The sequence below is a fragment of the Klebsiella sp. 10-1 genome (genome assembly GCF_009758445.1).
GTDB lineage: Bacteria > Pseudomonadota > Gammaproteobacteria > Enterobacterales > Enterobacteriaceae > Klebsiella > Klebsiella scottii.
This window is the reverse complement of record NZ_WQRE01000004.1, coordinates 202,727-220,830: the sequence shown is the minus strand read 5'-3', so window position 1 is coordinate 220,830 and position 18,104 is coordinate 202,727. Positions and strand designations below refer to the sequence as shown.

General features: G+C 55.2%; 16 protein-coding genes and 2 pseudogenes. 7 read left to right on the top strand and 11 right to left on the bottom strand.

What is annotated here, in order from left to right:
- The first annotated feature begins 1 nt into the window (after nucleotide 1).
- From GO007_RS16535 to mntP, 3 genes are all read left to right on the top strand, one after another.
- Nucleotides 2-853: a PTS mannose transporter subunit IID gene (locus tag GO007_RS16535; protein ID WP_041146195.1), complete on the top strand. Its 852-nt coding sequence runs from the start codon at nucleotides 2-4 to the stop codon at nucleotides 851-853.
- Nucleotides 854-916: 63 nt separating this feature from the next.
- Nucleotides 917-1,375: a DUF986 family protein gene (locus tag GO007_RS16530; protein ID WP_095101753.1), complete on the top strand. Its 459-nt coding sequence runs from the start codon at nucleotides 917-919 to the stop codon at nucleotides 1,373-1,375.
- Nucleotides 1,376-1,801: 426 nt separating this feature from the next.
- A complete protein-coding gene (mntP, locus tag GO007_RS16525; RefSeq protein WP_095101751.1) occupies nucleotides 1,802-2,368 on the top strand; it encodes a manganese efflux pump MntP in 567 nt (188 codons plus the stop codon).
- A 3-nt stretch (nucleotides 2,369-2,371) separates the two neighbouring features.
- Here mntP and rlmA read toward each other — a convergent pair whose 3' ends face one another.
- From rlmA to mgrB, 6 genes and pseudogenes are all read right to left on the bottom strand, one after another.
- Complete coding sequence (rlmA, locus tag GO007_RS16520) at nucleotides 2,372-3,166, bottom strand: 23S rRNA (guanine(745)-N(1))-methyltransferase (protein ID WP_095101749.1); 795 nt, start codon at nucleotides 3,164-3,166, stop codon at nucleotides 2,372-2,374.
- A 61-nt stretch (nucleotides 3,167-3,227) separates the two neighbouring features.
- Nucleotides 3,228-4,973, bottom strand: coding sequence for a peptidoglycan glycosyltransferase FtsI (gene ftsI, locus GO007_RS16515; RefSeq protein WP_095101746.1), 1,746 nt, complete (start codon nucleotides 4,971-4,973; stop codon nucleotides 3,228-3,230).
- A 191-nt stretch (nucleotides 4,974-5,164) separates the two neighbouring features.
- The gene (cspE, locus tag GO007_RS16510) at nucleotides 5,165-5,374 is read right to left on the bottom strand and encodes a transcription antiterminator/RNA stability regulator CspE (protein ID WP_001062678.1); all 210 of its coding nucleotides are present in this window, start codon (nucleotides 5,372-5,374) and stop codon (nucleotides 5,165-5,167) included.
- A gap of 12 nt (nucleotides 5,375-5,386) precedes the next feature.
- Nucleotides 5,387-5,531 (bottom strand): annotated as a pseudogene (locus tag GO007_RS16505) (DUF2627 domain-containing protein).
- 635 nt (nucleotides 5,532-6,166) lie between these two features.
- Entirely contained in the window at nucleotides 6,167-6,457 is a 291-nt protein-coding gene (locus GO007_RS16500) for a YebO family protein (RefSeq protein ID WP_095101744.1), read from the bottom strand.
- Between the two features lie 74 nt (nucleotides 6,458-6,531).
- Nucleotides 6,532-6,675 (bottom strand): PhoP/PhoQ regulatory lipoprotein MgrB, encoded by a 144-nt coding sequence (mgrB, locus tag GO007_RS16495; RefSeq protein ID WP_041146201.1) that lies wholly within the window; start codon nucleotides 6,673-6,675, stop codon nucleotides 6,532-6,534.
- Nucleotides 6,676-6,835: 160 nt separating this feature from the next.
- On the opposite strand from mgrB, the gene GO007_RS16490 reads away from it, so the two are divergent.
- Nucleotides 6,836-7,075 (top strand): YobH family protein, encoded by a 240-nt coding sequence (locus GO007_RS16490; protein ID WP_095101742.1) that lies wholly within the window; start codon nucleotides 6,836-6,838, stop codon nucleotides 7,073-7,075.
- A gap of 66 nt (nucleotides 7,076-7,141) precedes the next feature.
- On the opposite strand, the gene kdgR is transcribed toward GO007_RS16490, so the two are convergent.
- Nucleotides 7,142-7,933 carry a DNA-binding transcriptional regulator KdgR gene (gene kdgR / locus GO007_RS16485; RefSeq protein ID WP_041146203.1) on the bottom strand — a complete coding sequence of 264 codons (792 nt, stop codon included), beginning with the start codon at nucleotides 7,931-7,933 and terminating at the stop codon, nucleotides 7,142-7,144.
- Between the two features lie 177 nt (nucleotides 7,934-8,110).
- Here kdgR and GO007_RS16480 point away from each other — a divergent pair, with 177 nt between their 5' ends.
- The gene (locus GO007_RS16480) at nucleotides 8,111-9,484 is read left to right on the top strand and encodes an MFS transporter (protein WP_095101740.1); all 1,374 of its coding nucleotides are present in this window, start codon (nucleotides 8,111-8,113) and stop codon (nucleotides 9,482-9,484) included.
- Nucleotides 9,485-9,563: 79 nt separating this feature from the next.
- On the opposite strand, the gene htpX is transcribed toward GO007_RS16480, so the two are convergent.
- From htpX to GO007_RS16460, 4 genes and pseudogenes are all read right to left on the bottom strand, one after another.
- Nucleotides 9,564-10,445: a protease HtpX gene (htpX, locus tag GO007_RS16475; protein WP_095101738.1), complete on the bottom strand. Its 882-nt coding sequence runs from the start codon at nucleotides 10,443-10,445 to the stop codon at nucleotides 9,564-9,566.
- Nucleotides 10,446-10,683: 238 nt separating this feature from the next.
- Nucleotides 10,684-12,732, bottom strand: a complete 2,049-nt coding sequence (gene prc / locus GO007_RS16470; RefSeq protein WP_095101736.1) for a carboxy terminal-processing peptidase — start codon at nucleotides 12,730-12,732, stop codon at nucleotides 10,684-10,686.
- Between the two features lie 19 nt (nucleotides 12,733-12,751).
- Nucleotides 12,752-13,429: an RNA chaperone ProQ gene (gene proQ / locus GO007_RS16465; protein WP_041146207.1), complete on the bottom strand. Its 678-nt coding sequence runs from the start codon at nucleotides 13,427-13,429 to the stop codon at nucleotides 12,752-12,754.
- A gap of 81 nt (nucleotides 13,430-13,510) precedes the next feature.
- Nucleotides 13,511-14,024: pseudogene (locus tag GO007_RS16460) on the bottom strand (GAF domain-containing protein).
- 132 nt (nucleotides 14,025-14,156) lie between these two features.
- Here GO007_RS16460 and yebS point away from each other — a divergent pair.
- Both yebS and GO007_RS16450 read left to right on the top strand, forming a co-directional pair.
- The gene (gene yebS, locus GO007_RS16455) at nucleotides 14,157-15,440 is read left to right on the top strand and encodes a membrane integrity lipid transport subunit YebS (RefSeq protein WP_095101732.1); all 1,284 of its coding nucleotides are present in this window, start codon (nucleotides 14,157-14,159) and stop codon (nucleotides 15,438-15,440) included.
- Nucleotides 15,409-18,042 carry a PqiB family protein gene (locus tag GO007_RS16450; protein ID WP_095101730.1) on the top strand — a complete coding sequence of 878 codons (2,634 nt, stop codon included), beginning with the start codon at nucleotides 15,409-15,411 and terminating at the stop codon, nucleotides 18,040-18,042. Before yebS ends, GO007_RS16450 begins: the two co-directional genes overlap by 32 nt.
- Nucleotides 18,043-18,104: the final 62 nt, after the last annotated feature.

Below are 18,104 nucleotides of genomic sequence, written 5' to 3'. Positions count from 1 at the left end.
AATGGTTGATATGACTAAAAATACCACCGAGAAAAAACTCACTCAGAGTGATATTCGTGGCGTGTTCATTCGTTCTAACCTGTTCCAGGGTTCATGGAACTTCGAACGTATGCAGGCGCTGGGCTTCTGCTTCTCTATGGTGCCGGCAATTCGTCGCCTGTACCCGGAGAATAACGATGCGCGTAAACAGGCGATTAAGCGTCACCTTGAGTTCTTTAACACCCACCCCTACGTTGCGGCGCCGGTGCTCGGCGTAACGCTGGCGATGGAAGAGCAGCGCGCTAACGGTGCGGAAATCGACGATGGTGCCATCAACGGTATCAAAGTCGGTCTGATGGGCCCGCTGGCAGGCGTAGGCGACCCGATCTTCTGGGGCACCGTGCGTCCGGTATTCGCGGCGCTGGGCGCCGGTATCGCGATGAGCGGCAGCCTGCTTGGTCCTCTGCTGTTCTTTATTCTGTTTAACGCAGTACGTCTGCTGACCCGTTACTACGGCGTAGCGTACGGTTACCGTAAAGGTATCGACATCGTTAAAGATATGGGCGGCGGCTTCCTGCAGAAACTGACCGAGGGGGCGTCGATTCTCGGCCTGTTTGTCATGGGGGCGCTGGTCAATAAATGGACGCACGTGAACATCCCGCTGGTGGTATCGACTATCACCGGTCAGGATGGCCAGACTCGCGTGACCACCGTGCAGACTATCCTTGACCAGCTGATGCCGGGTCTGGTGCCTCTGCTGCTGACCTTCGCCTGTATGTGGCTGCTGCGTAAGAAAGTTAACGCCCTGTGGATCATCGTTGGCTTCTTCGTCATCGGTATCGTTGGCTACGCAATCGGCCTACTGGGGCTGTAATTATCCTGCTGTACGCCGGGGGCTTGCCCCCGGCTTTTTTTTTAGTTTTTGTTCGGAGGATGGATGACACTCACGGATCTGGTGCTGGTGCTGTTTATTTTGGTTCTGCTGGCATTTGCGATTTACGACCAGTTTATTATGCCGCGCCGTAACGGCCCGCAGCTGCTGGCCATTCCCCTGCTCCGCCGCAGCCGCGTTGATGGAATAATCTTCGTCGGTCTAACTGCCATACTGATTTATAACAACATTATCAGCCACGGCGCGCTCATTACCACATGGTTATTATCTGCTCTGGCATTAATGGGTCTCTACCTGTTCTGGATCCGCACGCCCAAAATCATCTTCAAGCCCGCTGGTTTTTTCTTCGCCAATATCTGGATTGAATATAAGCGTATTAAAGAGATGAATTTATCGGAAGACGGCGTGCTGGTGATGCAATTAGAGCAAAGACGCCTGCTTATTCGCGTACGAAATATCGACGATCTGGAAAAAATATACAAACTTCTCGTTTCCACTCAGTAGGTTAAAAATATAGCCTACGCTATATTTCAGCTCATTCAGGCAGATGGATATATAGCCCTTGCTATATTTCATCTGCCCACTTCCCTCATATTTATTAACCAATTCTTGACACCTAAATTCAAATGAAAATCGTTATCATTTGGTTATTAAAATATCTAAATAGTGTTATTGTTTTATATTCTAAAAATATGTTAAGGTTGCGCCCGTCGTTGGGGAGTAGCCGATGTCCTGTCCGCCAGGCCAGGAGATGTACGTGTCAACATACTCGTTGCAAAACGTGGCACGTACGGGTTGAAGAACGCATTCAATCAGGCGAGACCATAGACGCATCACTGCAGTACGCAATATATAATCATTAGACTTATTGCGTATATTTACTGGGGGCAGCGATGTGTCATATGGAATATCCCCGGTCAGGACGCACTTATGAACTTATCCGCAACGATTCTTCTGGCCTTTGGCATGTCCATGGACGCCTTCGCCGCATCTATCGGTAAGGGTGCAACTCTCCACCAACCTAAATTTTCCGAAGCGTTACGTACCGGGCTTATCTTCGGCGCGATTGAAACGCTGACCCCGCTTGTCGGCTGGGGAATGGGGATGCTTGCCAGTCAGTTCATCCTCGAATGGAATCACTGGATTGCCTTTGTGCTGCTGGTCTTCCTCGGCGGCCGAATGGTGATTGAAGGATTTCGCGGCGACGCCGGCGACGAGTGCGAAGCGCCCCATCGCCACGGCTTTTGGCTGCTGGTCACTACCGCATTTGCCACCAGCCTTGACGCTATGGCCGTTGGCGTCGGTCTGGCATTCCTGCAGGTGAACATCATCGCCACCGCGCTGGCGATTGGCTGCGCGACGCTGGTGATGTCAACGCTGGGTATTATGTTGGGACGATTTATCGGCCCGCTGCTAGGCAAGCGGGCTGAAATTCTGGGAGGAATTGTGCTGATAGGTATCGGCGCCGAAATTCTCTGGAGCCATTTCGCCGGCTAGCTATCAGGCATCACGCTGCCAGCAGTGGATCATAAAATCGGTCTGGCAGCTGAATAACGCCTGCTCACGCAGCGCCTCACGAACCGGCGGTTTCGCCCGCCATGCAAACGGCGTCATCTGCAGCAGCGCCTCGGCTTCGCTCCCGCTTAGCGTCATTGAGTAAGCCAGCTGCTGCTGATGGCGCAGCGTAAAGCCGGTCATTGCTTCCGTATTCTGCTCATGCAGATGCACGTCGTCATAAATCATACCTTTCAGCTCAAGCAGATGCTTCGGGCCCGGCGTCGCGGTAACCACCCAGCCGCCGGGCCTGACAACCCGCGCCAGCTCCAGAGCGTTGCAGGGCGCATAGATCCGCACCACCGCGTCAAAGCTGGCATCAGCAAACGGCAGGCGCTGGCTTGAAGCGACGCAGAAATTAACCTGCGGATAGCGTTTGGCCGCCGCGCGAACCGCAGATTTTGAGACGTCAAGGCCCCAGCAGCTGGCTGAGATAGCGGCAAATGCGTGAGTGTAGTAGCCCTCTCCACAGCCGATGTCCAGCAGATCGGCCGGCGCACAGGTCTGCAGGAACTCGCCGATCGCATCGCGCAGCGGCTGGTAGTGACCGGCATCGAGGAAGGCGCGCCGCGCCTGCATCATCTCCGCACTATCGCCCGGATCGCGCGAGCGTTTGAACTGCACCGGCAGCAGGTTAACGTATCCCTCCTTCGCTAAATCAAACTGGTGCCGCTGCGGGCAGATATAGCTATTTTCACGGCGCTCAAGCGGCGCGTGGCAAAGGGGGCAACTGTAAGACATGACAACTCCGGTGTCGCTGAAAGAGCGAAAGTGTAGCGTTATTCGCTCTTTCAGACCACTGTTACAGCGCCGGGGGCAGGCTCTCGCCGTTATGCATAACGATAAGATTGCCCGAGCCCGCCGGCATTCCGTCCGGCATCACGTTTTCGAGACGCAGAACATCGCCCATTATCTGGCTAAATACCGGCGCCGAAACGGCCCCGCCGTAATAGGCGCCGTTGCTGGGATCGTTGATGACCACCACCAGCGCAAACTGCGGGTTGCTGGCCGGCGCCACGCCTGCGGTATAGGCGATATATTTATCGATGTACTTGCCGTCGGGGCCAATCTTTTTAGCCGTGCCGGTTTTGACCGCAATCCGGTAATCGCGGACGGCCGCTTTTGTCCCGCCGCCGCCCGGTAACGCCACGCTCTCCATCATATGTTCGACCTGATGGACGATCTGCTCCGGCATCACTCGCGTGCCGATGACCGGCGGATCGATGCGGGTAATCGACAGCGGCCGCTCGATGCCGAAGCCGCCGATGGTAGCGTAGACGTGCGCCAGCTGCAGCGGGGTGACCATCAGACCGTAGCCAAAGGCGAAAGTCGCCCGATCCAGCTGCCCCCAGTAGCGGCGCTGGGGCATCAGCCCCGCGCTTTCCCCGGTTAACCCCAGGCCCGTCGGATCGCCAAAGCCAAAGGCCTTATAGGTGTCAATCAGGTGCTGGACCGGCATTGCCAGCGACAGGTGCGAGACGCCGGTATCGCTGGATTTTTGCAGGATGCCGGTCAGGGTCAGCTCCGGGTAGTAGCCGACATCGCGAATGCGGTGACCGTCGAGGACGAAAGGATGGGTATCCACCACGCTGTCTGGCTGAACAATCCCCTGCTGCAGCGCCGTCATCAGCACCAGTGGCTTAACCGTCGAGCCCGGCTCAAAGGTATCGCTGATGGCGCGATTACGAAAATCATCCAGCCGGGCGTTATCGCGATTATTGGGGTTAAAGTCGGGATAGCTGGCCATCGACAGGATTTCGCCGGTATCGATCTTAATGAGCACCGCCGCCCCGGACTCCGCCTTGTTCCAGCTGACCGCATTATCCAGCGCATCCTCGGTGACCGTCTGCAGCCGCTCGTCGATGCTTAGCTGTAAATTGTGCGCCGGAACCGCCGGAACCTCGGTGATATTTTCAACCACGTGGCCGTGGCGATCTTTACGCACCAGCCGGCGGCCGGCCTTTCCGGTCAGCTGGGAGTTAAAGCTTTTCTCAACGCCTTCAATTCCCTGATTATCAATATTGGTAAAACCAAGCAGGTTGGCCGCAACGTGGCCGGCCGGATAAAAGCGGCGGGATTCGTCGCGCAGATTAATCCCCGGCAGATGCAGTTTATCGATCCACTCGGCCTGTTCCGGGTTAACCTGGCGGGCCAGATAGACAAACCGCATATGGGGATGAGCCTGAACCCGCTTTGCCAAATCGCCCAGATTAAGGTGCAGCGCTTCGGCCATAGCCTGCCAGCGCGGACCATAGCCGACGCCCCCTTTTTCCACTATCGTTTGCGGGTCGGCCCAGATAGCGCTAACCGGTACGCTGACCGCCAGCGGGCGATTCTCGCGGTCGCTTATCATCCCCCGCTGGACGTCGATAGGCTCTTCGCGCAGCGAGCGCATATCCTCTTGCTTAACAAGATTATCGGGGGAGACAATCTGCAGCCATCCCACCCGGCCCAATAGCAGCCCAAGGCAGCTGAGGATCGCCGCACACAGCAGCCCAAAGCGAATCGGGGTGAAATTCGCACCTGACTTAGTTTTGTTCTTTTGCACCGTAGCTCCAGCATTATTTTGCAACCCTCTGATTTAACAGAAAATCGACAAAACAGGATGCGAAACAGTGCTAATAAAGATGTTGTTTTGCAACAAAGCACAACGAAGGGGAGAAATCGGAAATGTTTTGCAATAAACGCTAAAAAGCCCCGCAAAGGCGAGGCTTTCTTTACAAGATGAGTGGTCTTGAATCAGATAGCAGTTACGTTAACTGCTGCCGGACCTTTCTGGCCGTCCTGAATTTCGAACTCAACGTTCTGGCCTTCAGCCAGAGTTTTGAAGCCATTACCCTGGATAGCGGAGAAGTGTACGAACACGTCTTTGCTGCCATCAGCCGGAGTAATAAAGCCAAAACCTTTAGACTCGTTGAACCACTTAACTTGACCTTTAATCTTTGCCATTTGCAAAATTCCTTAGACTGTTTTCTTCGCCCGCAGGCACTTACATAGATAAAACTGACACACTACTGCATGAGGCACTAATATAAGGTTCGGCAGAGAAGCGGTATTCAACGACAACGTGTTTACTCAGGACTTCTTTACTGAAAATGCCACACATAAACAGAACTGTACCTCGTTTAACCCGAAAGGTGTTATCACATACAACGTTAATAATGGCAAGCCATTTTTAAACGGGTCTCGATCCTTCGCACAAAATATAAGGGAATCATTTGACCAACTGCACGTTTATGCGCCTTTTCCGCCCCGCCGTTAATCCCGCCCAGCGCGGCAAACATACAATTACGCATGGATGAGCGTGGCAACTTTTTCACCATTGCTCAACAACTTCGGTCCATCCAGGCCGGCAGAGATGCACCCTGCCAGTTTTCAGAGGGTTGCGGCAGGGTACGTGCATAACGATGCGCATAAACGCGCATATTGATAGTTGAAAATTGGCTTAGGCCGAGAATATGCAGGGTTAATTAAATGTTGTTCGCCCCACTATAAATAGTGTTTATATTGCACCTGAATAATGAAATTTCGATGACACTTTCTTTCATCATGCAATTAAATCACGATGTTATTATTTTATTTGATTAGCTCAAAAATCCATAGCTTATTGGATAAAATTGCGATCGCTAACACATTAAGTAGCCTAAGAAATGTGGCAATCAGGACAAAAGGATAAGAATAAGTTATTGCGCAAGGCGATGAGGCAGGCGTACACCAAGGCGGTGTACACCCGTTTATCAGCTACCGTTCAGCGACGAGACGGATAAAGTCGTCGTCATCCTTCCCCTTCTCAACGGCTGAAGGTCCGGTAGCCTCTTCCTTCTCCGGCTCATTGGCTTCGCAGAGACGACGCAGCAGCGCGTTCTGGCGCTTTTGCTGATCCAGCAGAGCCTGCAGCAGGGCAATCTGCTCGTTGGCGCGCGAACTTGCGCGATTAACAAAAAACCATAACAACAGGCCGACAAGCAACAGCACAATAGAAAGCGCCAGCGATGCCAGATTTACGATCCCAGGACTTAGTAACTCACTCATTTCACCACCTCAAAGAGAAGGCGTTTATTCTACCACCCGCGCAGCAGAAGAAAATCAGTCGTTATAAAAATGTCTTACCAGGGGATGAATTTGTTGATGGTGCAGATGCCGCTGAAAAACTGCACATCCTGATCGCACATTACGTTAAGCATCTGAGTCCACAGCAACAAACAGCCCGCTATGACAACAATCAGCAAAACCCAGCGTAATTTTTTCACTCCACACTCCGCATCAATACCAGATGTTGCCAGGATAGCACGCTCATCTTAAACCGCGGCTAACTGTAATACGAAAGGCAAGTTTAAGAATCATAGACTTGTTTCAACTCGTGTACCTGTCAAAATAAACGCCGAGGATAATACAAATTATGAGGCAACAATGCGATTGATCATTCGTACGATTGTGGTACTGGCTATCTTATGGATTGGCGTATTATTAAGCGGCTACGGCATGTTGATTGGTAGCAATGAGAACGCAGCGGGGCTGGGCCTCCAGTGTAAGTATCTGACCGCCCGCGGCACCAGCACCGTACAGTACGTTCATTCTGATAGCGGTATTATTGGCCTGACTGACTGTCCGGTTCTGCGCAAAAGCGAAACCGTTATCGACAAAGGTTAATCCGCTTCGGGCTACGGCAGGAACCCTCTTCCCGCAGTAGCCCGACGCAGCTAACGCCTGCCGCGATCAGAACGGATAGTCGTTATAGCCCATCTGTTCAGAAATTTTACGCGCCGCGGTATGCAGCATTTCAACGTATTCGTGCAGCCGCTCTTCCGAGAAGCGCAGCGTCGGGAACGAAATACTCAACCCGGCAATCACTACGCCAAAGCGGTCGAAGACCGGTACACCAATGCAGCGTAGCCCCTCTTCCTGCTCTTCATTGTCTTCGCCATAGCCCTGCTGACGAACGCTGTCCAGCACCCCCAGCAGCTCTTCGGTGCTGGTAATCGTCCGGTCGGTGCTGCGCTTATATTCGACGTCTTCGAGAATCTGCTCCACTTCGGCACGATCGCGCCACGCCAGCAGCACTTTGCCGATTGCGGTGCTGTACAGCGGGTTGCGGCGGCCAATGCGCGAATACATGCGCAGGTTGTACATCGAATCGATTTTATGGATATAGACAATACTGTCCTCATCCAGCGCACCGAGATGGATAGTCTCTTTCGTCAGGCGCGATAGTTCGCGCATCTGGATATCCGCACTGCGCACCAGATCGACATTCTGCAGCGCACGCGCGCCGAGTTCGAACAGCTTCAGCGTCAGGGAGTATTTCTCAGACTCACCTTCCTGGGCGACATAGCCCAGCGACTTCATAGTCTGCAAAAAGCGATAAACGGTGCTTTTTGACATCATAACGCGCTGAGATAGTTCGGTAATACCAATTTCACGCTCTTCGCCAAGCGCCTGCAGGATGCCAAAAACCTTCAATACTGAAGAGACAGAATCTGGCTGTTTATCCAAATCTGCAACTGCCATTTATCACCTCATCGCTACTGTTTTATAAAAATTAGAACCGGTTTTTATTATAAATTCGCAACCCGATGCCCGCAATCGTTCTTCTGCCCATTCGTTACAAATCTGCGACATACAGCCGAATAATCAATGCTAAAATCATTACCCAGAGAATAGTCACGATAAAGACACAAACTTAACATGGATAAAAACGTTTCCGATGGTCTGCCCCTGCCGCAGCGTTACGGCGCCATTCTGACCATCGTTTTAGGCATAGCGATGGCCGTACTCGACGGCGCCATTGCTAACGTGGCCCTGCCGACCATCGCCACAGATCTTAACGCTTCGCCCGCCGCCTCAATCTGGATAGTCAACGCTTACCAAATCGCCATCGTTATTGCGCTATTGCCGCTCTCCTTTTTGGGCGATATGTTTGGCTATCGGCGCATCTACAAAATCGGTTTGCTGGTTTTTACCTTTACCTCACTGGCCTGCGCCCTCTCCCACTCGCTTGAGATGCTGACTCTCGCCCGCGTCGCTCAAGGGCTCGGCGGCGCCGCGCTGATGAGCGTGAATACCGCGCTCATTCGTCTTATCTTCCCGAAGCGCTTCCTTGGACGGGGAATGGGGATCAACTCGTTTGTGGTCGCCGTATCTTCCGCGGCCGGCCCGACGATTGCCGCTGCGATACTCTCCATCGCCTCCTGGCAGTGGCTGTTTTTAATCAACATTCCGCTGGGGATTGTTTCGCTGACGCTCGCCATACGCTACCTGCCGGCCAACAGCGGCCGCAGCCGAATTACCCGCTTCGATCTTCCCAGCACCGTCATGAACGCGCTGACCTTCGGCCTGCTGATCACCGCGCTCGGCGGCTTTGCCCAAGGGCAGTCCGGTCAACTGGTGCTGGCTGAAGTGGTTGCAATGCTGGTTATCGGATTCTTCTTCATTCGCCGCCAGCTGCGGATGCCGGTGCCGCTCCTGCCGGTTGATCTGCTGCGTATCCCGCTGTTCTCGCTCTCCATTTGCACGTCAATCTGTTCCTTCTGCGCACAAATGCTGGCGCTGGTTTCGCTGCCCTTTTTCCTGCAGGCGACGATCGGACGCAGCGAGGTGGAGACCGGGCTGCTGCTGACGCCCTGGCCTTTAGCGACGATGGTGATGGCGCCGCTGGCGGGTTATCTGATTGAGAAAATTCACGCGGGGCTGCTAGGTGCGGTGGGACTGGCGGTTATGGCCTGCGGTCTGTTTGGCCTGGCGCTGCTGCCCTCATCGCCGTCCGATCTCGATATTATCTGGCGCATGGCGCTCTGCGGCGCGGGTTTCGGTCTGTTCCAGTCGCCGAATAACCACACTATCGTCTCATCGGCCCCTAGCCACCGCAGCGGAGGGGCCAGCGGAATGCTCGGTACCGCCAGACTGCTGGGGCAAAGCACCGGCGCGGCGCTGGTCGCGCTGCTGTTCAATCTGCAAGGCAACGGCGGCACTCATACCGCGCTGCTGCTGGCCGGAGGGCTGGCGGTCATTGCGGCCACCGTTAGCGGGCTTCGCGTCACCCAGCCGCGTCCCGGACAGTAGCCGGGCCCGATTACGGCACAAAAAAAACCGCAGCCCGGTTAAGGCTGCGGTTTTTGTTTCTGCGCTCGGAAGGACGTGATTACTTCAGATACTCCCCGCTGCGCAGAGCTTCAATACGTTTATCCAGCGGCGGGTGTGTCATAAACAGCTCGCTCATAGATTTCGCTTTGCCATTTATGCACAGCGCCATCATGCTGCTGGCTTCCTGCGGCTCGTAGCTGGTTTTCAAACGCTGCAGGGCGGCGATCATTTTCTCACGGCCGACCAGACGGGCAGAGCCCGCATCCGCATGGAACTCACGGTAGCGCGAGAACCACATGGTGATGATGCTGGCCAGGATCCCAAACACCAGCTCCAGGACGGTAGCGACGGCAAAGTAAATCAGCGGGTTGCCGTTGCTGTTTTCACCTTCATCGCGGTTGCCGCCAAGGAATCCTGCGGCAATTTGCGCGATAACGCGCGAGATAAAGATAACGAAGGTGTTCACCACCCCCTGAATCAGCGTCATGGTCACCATATCGCCGTTGGCAATGTGGCTGATTTCATGGGCAATAACGGCTTCCGCCTCGTCACGGCTCATGTTCTGCAGCAGCCCGGTGCTGACGGCAACCAGCGAAGCGTCACGGCGCGCCCCGGTAGCAAACGCGTTAATATCCGGAGCATGGTAGATAGCAACCTGCGGCATGCCGATCCCCGCCTGCTGCGCCTGCTGCGCGACGGTATTCATCAGCCAACGTTCGGTTTCATTACGCGGCTGCTCAATGACTTCCCCACCCACCGATTTTAGCGCCATCCATTTCGACATCATCAGCGAAACGATCGAACCACCAAAACCAAAAAGCAGCGCCATGATCAGTAGCCCGGTCATGCTGCTTGACTGTATTCCCGTCAGGCTTAGCACCAGCCCGAACACCGCCATAACGGCCAGGTTGGTCAACAGGAAGAGCGCGATTCGCATCATAATTTTCTTCTAACCTCGATTTAACAAAACGCACTATGCGATTACCCATATCGTATGGGTGCAACGTTAATTTTCAACCATCCTCCCCCGCTAAGTCACGAGAAAGACACAACTTTACATTTTGTAGCATATCGCTGACATCTGCATAATATATTGACATCAGGCACGGGGGAATCGAGGTTTTTGGCGGGAGGAGCAGATAAAAAAACGGGCACAACCATGTGTGCCCGTCGGGTGCTTATTGACTAACCGGTGGTTCCACCGCTGGCCGTTCTTTCTCCAGATGGGCCAGGTCGAGCGCGATATGTACCGTTTCATCAAGATACGGATCCGGCTCCTGGTAATCCTTCGGCAGATCGTCCAGTTTCTTAAGCTGCGGCTTACCTTCACGCTTCAGGCGATCGTTAATCCGGGCCAGACGAGTCGCATCATCCTCTTCGTTCTCTTTTTCACGCTGGGCGTAGTTCAGGGAAACGATATTGCGCTTGTCTTTCATCGCGTTATAGCGAGCAATGTCCTTCATGATGTACTGGAATTCCGGATCTTTGGCAATCCGCTCATCATGCAGCTTCAGCAAACCGGGGCCAAACGGCGTTAAGTCGCCGGACTTGACGTAGGTCGCTGCATTAACGCTATCCCACGGCAGGGCGTTATCTTCATACTGCTCGCCGGTCTCACGATCTTCGGTTCCGGTTGGCATCATGATGTCCGGCGTTACACCCTTACGCTGAGTACTGCCGCCGTTTATACGGTAGAACTTCTGGATGGTGTACTGCACGGAACCCAGCGCCGGCCAGTCAGGACGCAGCATCTGATCGTAAATACGGTTCAGCGAGCGGTACTGCTGCACGGTGCCTTTCCCGAAGGTTGGCTCACCAACGATCAGTCCGCGACCGTAGTCCTGCATCGCCGCGGCGAAGATTTCAGAAGCCGAAGCGCTGAAGCGGTCAACCAGCACGACCAGCGGGCCTTTGTAGTAAACGACGCCGTCAGTATCGCTGTCTTCACGCACTTTGCCGTTATTATCGCGAACCTGCACTACCGGGCCAGACGGGATAAACAGACCGGAAAGCGATACCGCCTCGGTCAGAGCGCCGCCGCCGTTGCTGCGCAGGTCGATAACGATACTGCTGACGTTCTGTTTTTCCAGCTTCTGCAGCTGAACCTTAACGTCATCCGTCAGGCCAACGTAGAAACCGGGGATATCCAGCACGCCGATTTTTTCTTTACCAACTGTTTTCACCGACATTTTAACCGCGCGATCTTCGAGACGAATTCGCTCGCGGGTTAGCGTGACGATGCGCGTTTTCGCGCCCTTGCCCGCCGGCAGCACTTCCAGACGAACCTTACTGCCCTTCGGCCCTTTAATCAGCGCCACGACGTCGTCAAGACGCCAGCCGATAACGTCAACCATGCCTTTACCGGACTGGCCGACGCCAACGATACGATCGCCAACGCTAATTGACTTGCTCTTCGCCGCCGGGCCACCGGCCACCAGCGAGTTGATCACCGTATAGTCGTCGTCCATCTGCAGCACCGCGCCGATCCCTTCTAACGAAAGGCTCATTTCGGTATTGAACTGCTCGGTATTGCGCGGCGACAGGTAGTTGGTATGCGGATCGATTTCGCGGGCGAAGGAGGTCATAACCAGCGAGAACACATCTTCACTATTGGTTTGCGCCAGACGGCGAATAGCAAACTTATAGCGGCGGGTTAACGTTTCGCGGATCTCTTTGTCGTCTTTACCCGCAAGCTTCAGGCTCAGCTGGTCAAACTTAACCTTGGCATCCCACAGCGCGTTCAGCTCGGCCTCATCTTTCGGCCAGGGTGACTTACTGCGGTCAAGGTTGAAGTTATCGTTGCCGGTAAAGTCCATCGGACGCTCCAGCACCTTCAACGCGTACTGATAGCGTTCGAAACGGCGCTTCTGCCCCAGGTTATACAGGTCGTAAAAAACGTCCAGTTTTCCGCTGCGCAGCTCGTCACCGATTTGATTTTTCTTCGCGGCAAACTGAGCAACGTCGCTGGCCAGCAGCACGTTGTGGCTGTAATCCAGCAGGTTCAGATAGCGGTCAAAAATTTTTGCCGAGAAGGCGTTATCGAGATCAAACTGTCGATAGTGCGAACGAGTAAAGCGCGAGGTTACGCGCTCACTCACCGTCGCGTGCTGCGGCTCTTCTTTCAGCACGGGGATTTGATCGGCTCGGGTAATATCATCCACGGCGAACGCATGGCCTGCTATTGCTAGCAGGCCCGCAAGCGCGGTGAGCTTAAAGAATGTGTTCATGCCTGGCCCGGCCTCCGTTTCAGAACACCAGGTGTTCTGCGCGTACAATCATTGACATACCAGAAGTCAGCTGTACACGAACGCCATCTTTGGTGATTTCCAGAACGGTGGCGTCCATTGCGTTATTGCCTGCTTTCACCTTCAGAGCCTGGCCGACGGACAGCACGGTCAGATCTGATACAGGAGTATGACGCTCTTCGCGCGGTGCTTTCGCAACGGCAGGACGCGGCTTACGCTGTTCGGTGCCTTCTTTGCGGCGAACCTGAGGACGTGGCTTACGCTCACGACGGGTGCCGTCTTCCTGCTGACCAGCAGCGGCAGCTGCGGCTTCGCGTTTTTTAGCCTGCTGGCCTGCACGCTGTGCCTGGACGCGAGCTTTTGCTTCTTCGAGCTGCTGACGGGCATGAGCAACGTGCTGCTCTTCCAGCTCGCCGCACGGGTTGCCGTCGAGGTCGACGCGAATCGCCCCTGGCTTAACGCCGTACAGATAGCGCCAGCTCGAAGTATAAAGACGTAAAGCGGCACGAAGCTGGGTTTTGCTGAGATTCATCTCACCCCCAACGCGCTCAACGAGATCCTGAAAAATACCGACTTTCAGGGGGCGAGCTTCACCTTCAGCGCTGAAGCACTGTGGGAAACGTTCGGCCAGAAATGCGATAACTTCTTTACTGCTATTCAACTTAGGTTGATTTTCCATGAAATTTCCTGATTACAACGGACGTAGCCAACAAGCCGCAGGCATGAACAGGCGCCATTATAATGACGCCATCGCTAAATGCTACGTTATCCGTTGATTATCCTGCGACGTGGGCAAATATTTTTTGATAGTCGGTCGCAGAAATGAACTTTTCCAGCTGCGCTACCAGTTCCGTAAGCCCTTGTTCATCCTCAGCGGTGAAGCGGGAGTACGCGGTGCTGTCGATATCCAGGACGCCAATAATCCGCTCGTTCACCCGCAGCGGGAAGACAATCTCCGAATTGCTGGCGGCATCACATGCGATATGCCCGTCGAAGGCGTGAACGTCCTCCACGCGCTGCACGCGATTTTGCGAAACGGCAGTCCCGCAAACGCCCCGCCCTACCGGAATTCGCACGCAGGCCAGCTTGCCCTGGAAGGGCCCCAGCACCAGCGTATCGCCTTCGAGTAAATAGAACCCGGCCCAGTTAACCTCCGTCAGCCGCTCAAACAGCAGCGCGCTGGTATTAGAGATCGTGGCCAGAAAACTGGTTTCTCCTGCCATTAATGCCTGAAAATCACGGTTCAGATCCGCGTAAAACTCTGTTTTGCTCATTATATAATCACTTAGTTGTCTTACTGCCTTACACTCACTGCCTAATAAAATAAGCATTAAATGCGTTCAGGCTCAAGATGAATTCATTCCTGGGTTAATATAGTGAAATACATTCATTGCCGTACGTAATAAATGCCACTAAAAACACCCCAGATTACGCCAGCAAAAAAGATGACCGTACATGCGGTCAGCTCGCCGTTGCCTCAGGCCCACTATCACCGCTGCCCGCAGTGCGACATTCTGTTTCGCCTGCCGGTGCTGAAGCGGAATCAGAGCGCCTGGTGCCCGCGCTGCAGCGCCAAAATACGCGACGGCCGCGACTGGTCGCTTTCGCGCCTTGGCAGTATGGCTATCGCCATGATGCTGCTGATGCCTTTCGCCTGGATGGAGCCGTTGCTGCGTTTGCACCTGCTCGGCGTCCGTATCGACGCTAACGTATTACAGGGCATCTGGCAAATGACCGACCAGGGCGATCCGCTGACGGCGGCGATGGTGCTATTTTGCGCCATTGGCGCGCCGGCGCTGCTGGTTATCTCCATCGCCTATCTTTGGCTAGGCAACGTGCTGGGGATGAACCTGCGCCCGGTGCTGCTGATGCTGGAGCGGCTCAAAGAGTGGGTGATGCTCGATATCTACCTGGTCGGGATCGGCGTGGCCTCGATCAAGGTGCAGGATTACGCGTTCCTGCAGCCCGGCGTCGGCTTAATCGCCTTCGTCTCATTAACGCTGCTCAGCATCCTCACACTCATTCATATGAACGTCGAAGAGCTCTGGGAGCGATTTTATCCCCAGCGCCCGGCGCTGCGCCCGGACCCGAATTTACAGGTATGTACCGGCTGCCACTATACCGGCCACCGCGATCCCCGCGGACGCTGCCGTCGCTGCCATACGCCGCTACGCCACCGCCGGCCGCAAAGCCTGCAGAAGAGCTGGGCGGCGCTGATTGCGTCAGTGATGTTCCTGCTCCCCGCGAACCTGCTGCCGATCTCCATTATCTACGTCAACGGCGCGCGCCAGGATGATACGATCCTCTCCGGGATTATGTCTCTGGCCAACAGCAACGTCGCCATTGCCGGAGTGGTGTTTATCGCCAGTATTCTGGTGCCGTTTACCAAAGTTATTGTGTTGTTTACGCTGCTGGTCAGCATACAATTCAAGTGCGAACAGGGGCTGCGCACCCGCATCCTGCTGCTGCGGCTGATTACCTGGATTGGCCGCTGGTCGATGCTGGATCTTTTCGTTATCTCATTAACCATGTCGCTGATAAACCGCGATCAACTCCTCGCTTTTACGATGGGGCCTGCTGCGGTATATTTCGGCGCCGCGGTAATATTAACTATCCTTGCTGTTGAATGGCTGGACAGCCGCTTACTTTGGGACGCACATGAGTCAGGAAACGCCCGCTTCGCCGACTGAAGCCAAAATTAAAACCAAACGTCGCATATCGCCATTCTGGCTGCTGCCGGTCATTGCGCTGATGATCGCCAGCTGGCTGATCTGGACCAGCTATAACGATCGCGGGACGACTATCACTATCGACTTCCAGTCGGCGAACGGTATTGTCCCCGGGCGCACGCCTATCCGCTATCAAGGGGTAGAAGTGGGCACCGTGCAGAATATCTCGCTGAGTAAAGACCTGAGTAAGATAGAGGTTTCGGCCAGCGTCAAAGGCGATATGAAAGAAGCGCTGCGCAAGGACACGCAGTTCTGGTTGGTCACGCCGAAAGCCTCGCTGGCGGGCGTTTCCGGCCTTGATGCGCTGGTAGGCGGCAACTATATCGGCATGATGCCGGGCCAGGGCGAACCGGAAGATCACTTTGTCGCCCTCGATACCCAGCCGAAATACCGTATCAACAACGGCGAGCTGATGATTCATCTGCACGCCGCGGATCTCGGCTCGCTAACCAGCGGATCGCTGGTCTATTTCCGCAAGATCCCCGTTGGCCGGGTTTACGACTATGCGCTCAACGATAACAACCAGGGCGTTACCATCGATGTGCTGATCGAACGCCGCTTTACCAACCTGGTCAAAAAAGGCACCCGCTTCTGGAACGTTTCGGGCGTCAAGGCCGACGTCGGCCTGATCGGCGCTAAAGTTGAGCTGGAAAGCCTTTCGGCCCTGGTTAATGGAGCGATTGCCTTTGACTCCCCCGGAGACTCCCAGGCAGCGCAGCAAAACGATGAGTACGGGCTGTACGAAGATTTAGCCCACAGCCAGCGCGGCGTGCTGGTGACGCTCGATTTACCTGACGGCGCGGGGCTGAAAGCCGGCTCTACGCCGCTGATGTACCAGGGCCTCGAGGTCGGACAGCTCACTAAGCTCAACCTCCAGCCCGGAAGTAAAGTTACCGGCGAGATGACCGTCGATCCCAGCGTCGTAACCCTGCTGCGTGATAAGACGCTTATTCAGATGAAAAAGCCGAAAATTTCGCTGGATAATCCGAGCCTCAGCGCCCTGCTGACCGGTAATACCTTTGAACTGGTACCGGGAGAGGGTGAGCCGCGCAGCCATTTCGTGGTGCTGCCGGCGGATAAATCGCTGCTGGAAGAGCCGAACGTCGCGGCCATTACGCTGACGGCATCGGAGAGCTTCGGCATCGACGCCGGACAGCCGCTGGTGCTGCACGGTGTTAAAATCGGCCAGGTGCTGGAGCGCAAGCTGACGGCGAAAGGCGTCACCTTCCAGGTGGCCATTACGCCGGAATATCGCGACCTGGTGCACGGCGATAGCAAATTTGTGGTCAACAGCCGCCTTGACGTTAAGGTCGGCCTCGACGGTATTAAGGTGCTTGGCGCCAGCGCCAGCGAGTGGGTTGACGGAGGCATCCGCATTATTCCCGGCGCACAAGGGGCGATTCAGTCCAGCTATCCGCTGTATGCCAATATGGAAAAAGCGCAGGAGAATAGCCTGAGCGACCTCCCGACAACCACGCTGAGCCTCTCTGCGGAAACGCTGCCGGATGTTCAGGAAGGCTCGGTGGTGCTCTACCGTAAGTTTGCCGTGGGCGAGGTGACCTCCGTCAAACCGCGCAGCAACGCGTTTGATATCGACCTGCACATTAAGCCGGAATACCGCCATTTGCTCACCAGCAATAGCGTGTTCTGGGCGGAAGGCGGAGCTAAGGTCCAGCTCGACGGCAACGGCCTGACCGTCCAGGCTTCGCCGCTGGCCCGCGCCCTCAAAGGGGCCATCAGCTTTGACGATCTGAGCGGGACCAGCGCCCGCGTCCGCAGCGGTAATAAGCGTATTCTGTATGCTTCAGAGACCGCCGCCCGCGCGGTGGGCGGGCAGATCACCCTCCATGCCTTCGATGCGGGAAAACTCTCCTCCGGGATGCCTATCCGCTATCTGGGGATTAACATCGGCCAGATCCAATCGCTGAACCTGATCACCGCCAAAAACGAAGTGCAGGCGAAAGCCGTGCTCTACCCGGAATACGTGGAGACCTTCGCCCGTGTAGGCACCCGATTCTCGGTGATCACCCCGCAAATTTCCGCGGCGGGCGTTGAGCATCTGGATACCATCTTCCAGCCGTATATCAACGTTGAGCCGGGCCGGGGGACGCCGCGTCGCGACTTCGAAATTCAGGAAACGACCATTAGCGACTCTCGCTATATCGATGGCCTGAGCATCGTGGTTGAGGTTCCGGAAGCCGGTTCGCTGGATATCGGTACGCCGGTGTTATTCCGCGGCCTTGAGGTGGGAACGGTCACCGGGCTGACGCTGGGATCGCTATCGGACCGCGTGATGGTCAAACTGCGTATCAGTAAGCGTTATCAGTATCTGGTGCGTAACAACTCGGTGTTCTGGCTCTCTTCCGGCTACAACCTCGACTTTGGCCTGATTGGCGGAGTGGTGAAAACCGGGACCTTCAATCAGTTCATTCGCGGCGGCATCTCCTTTGCCACGCCGCCGGGTACGCCGCTGGCGCCGAAAGCGCAGGATGATAAACACTTCCTGCTGCTGGGGAGCGAACCGAAAGAGTGGCGCGAATGGGGCACCGCCCTGCCGCGCTAGGCCGCTGGCCTACGGAGTTCAGCCGCCATCCCGACGCCTGAACTCCGCGCTGGCTAAACGCT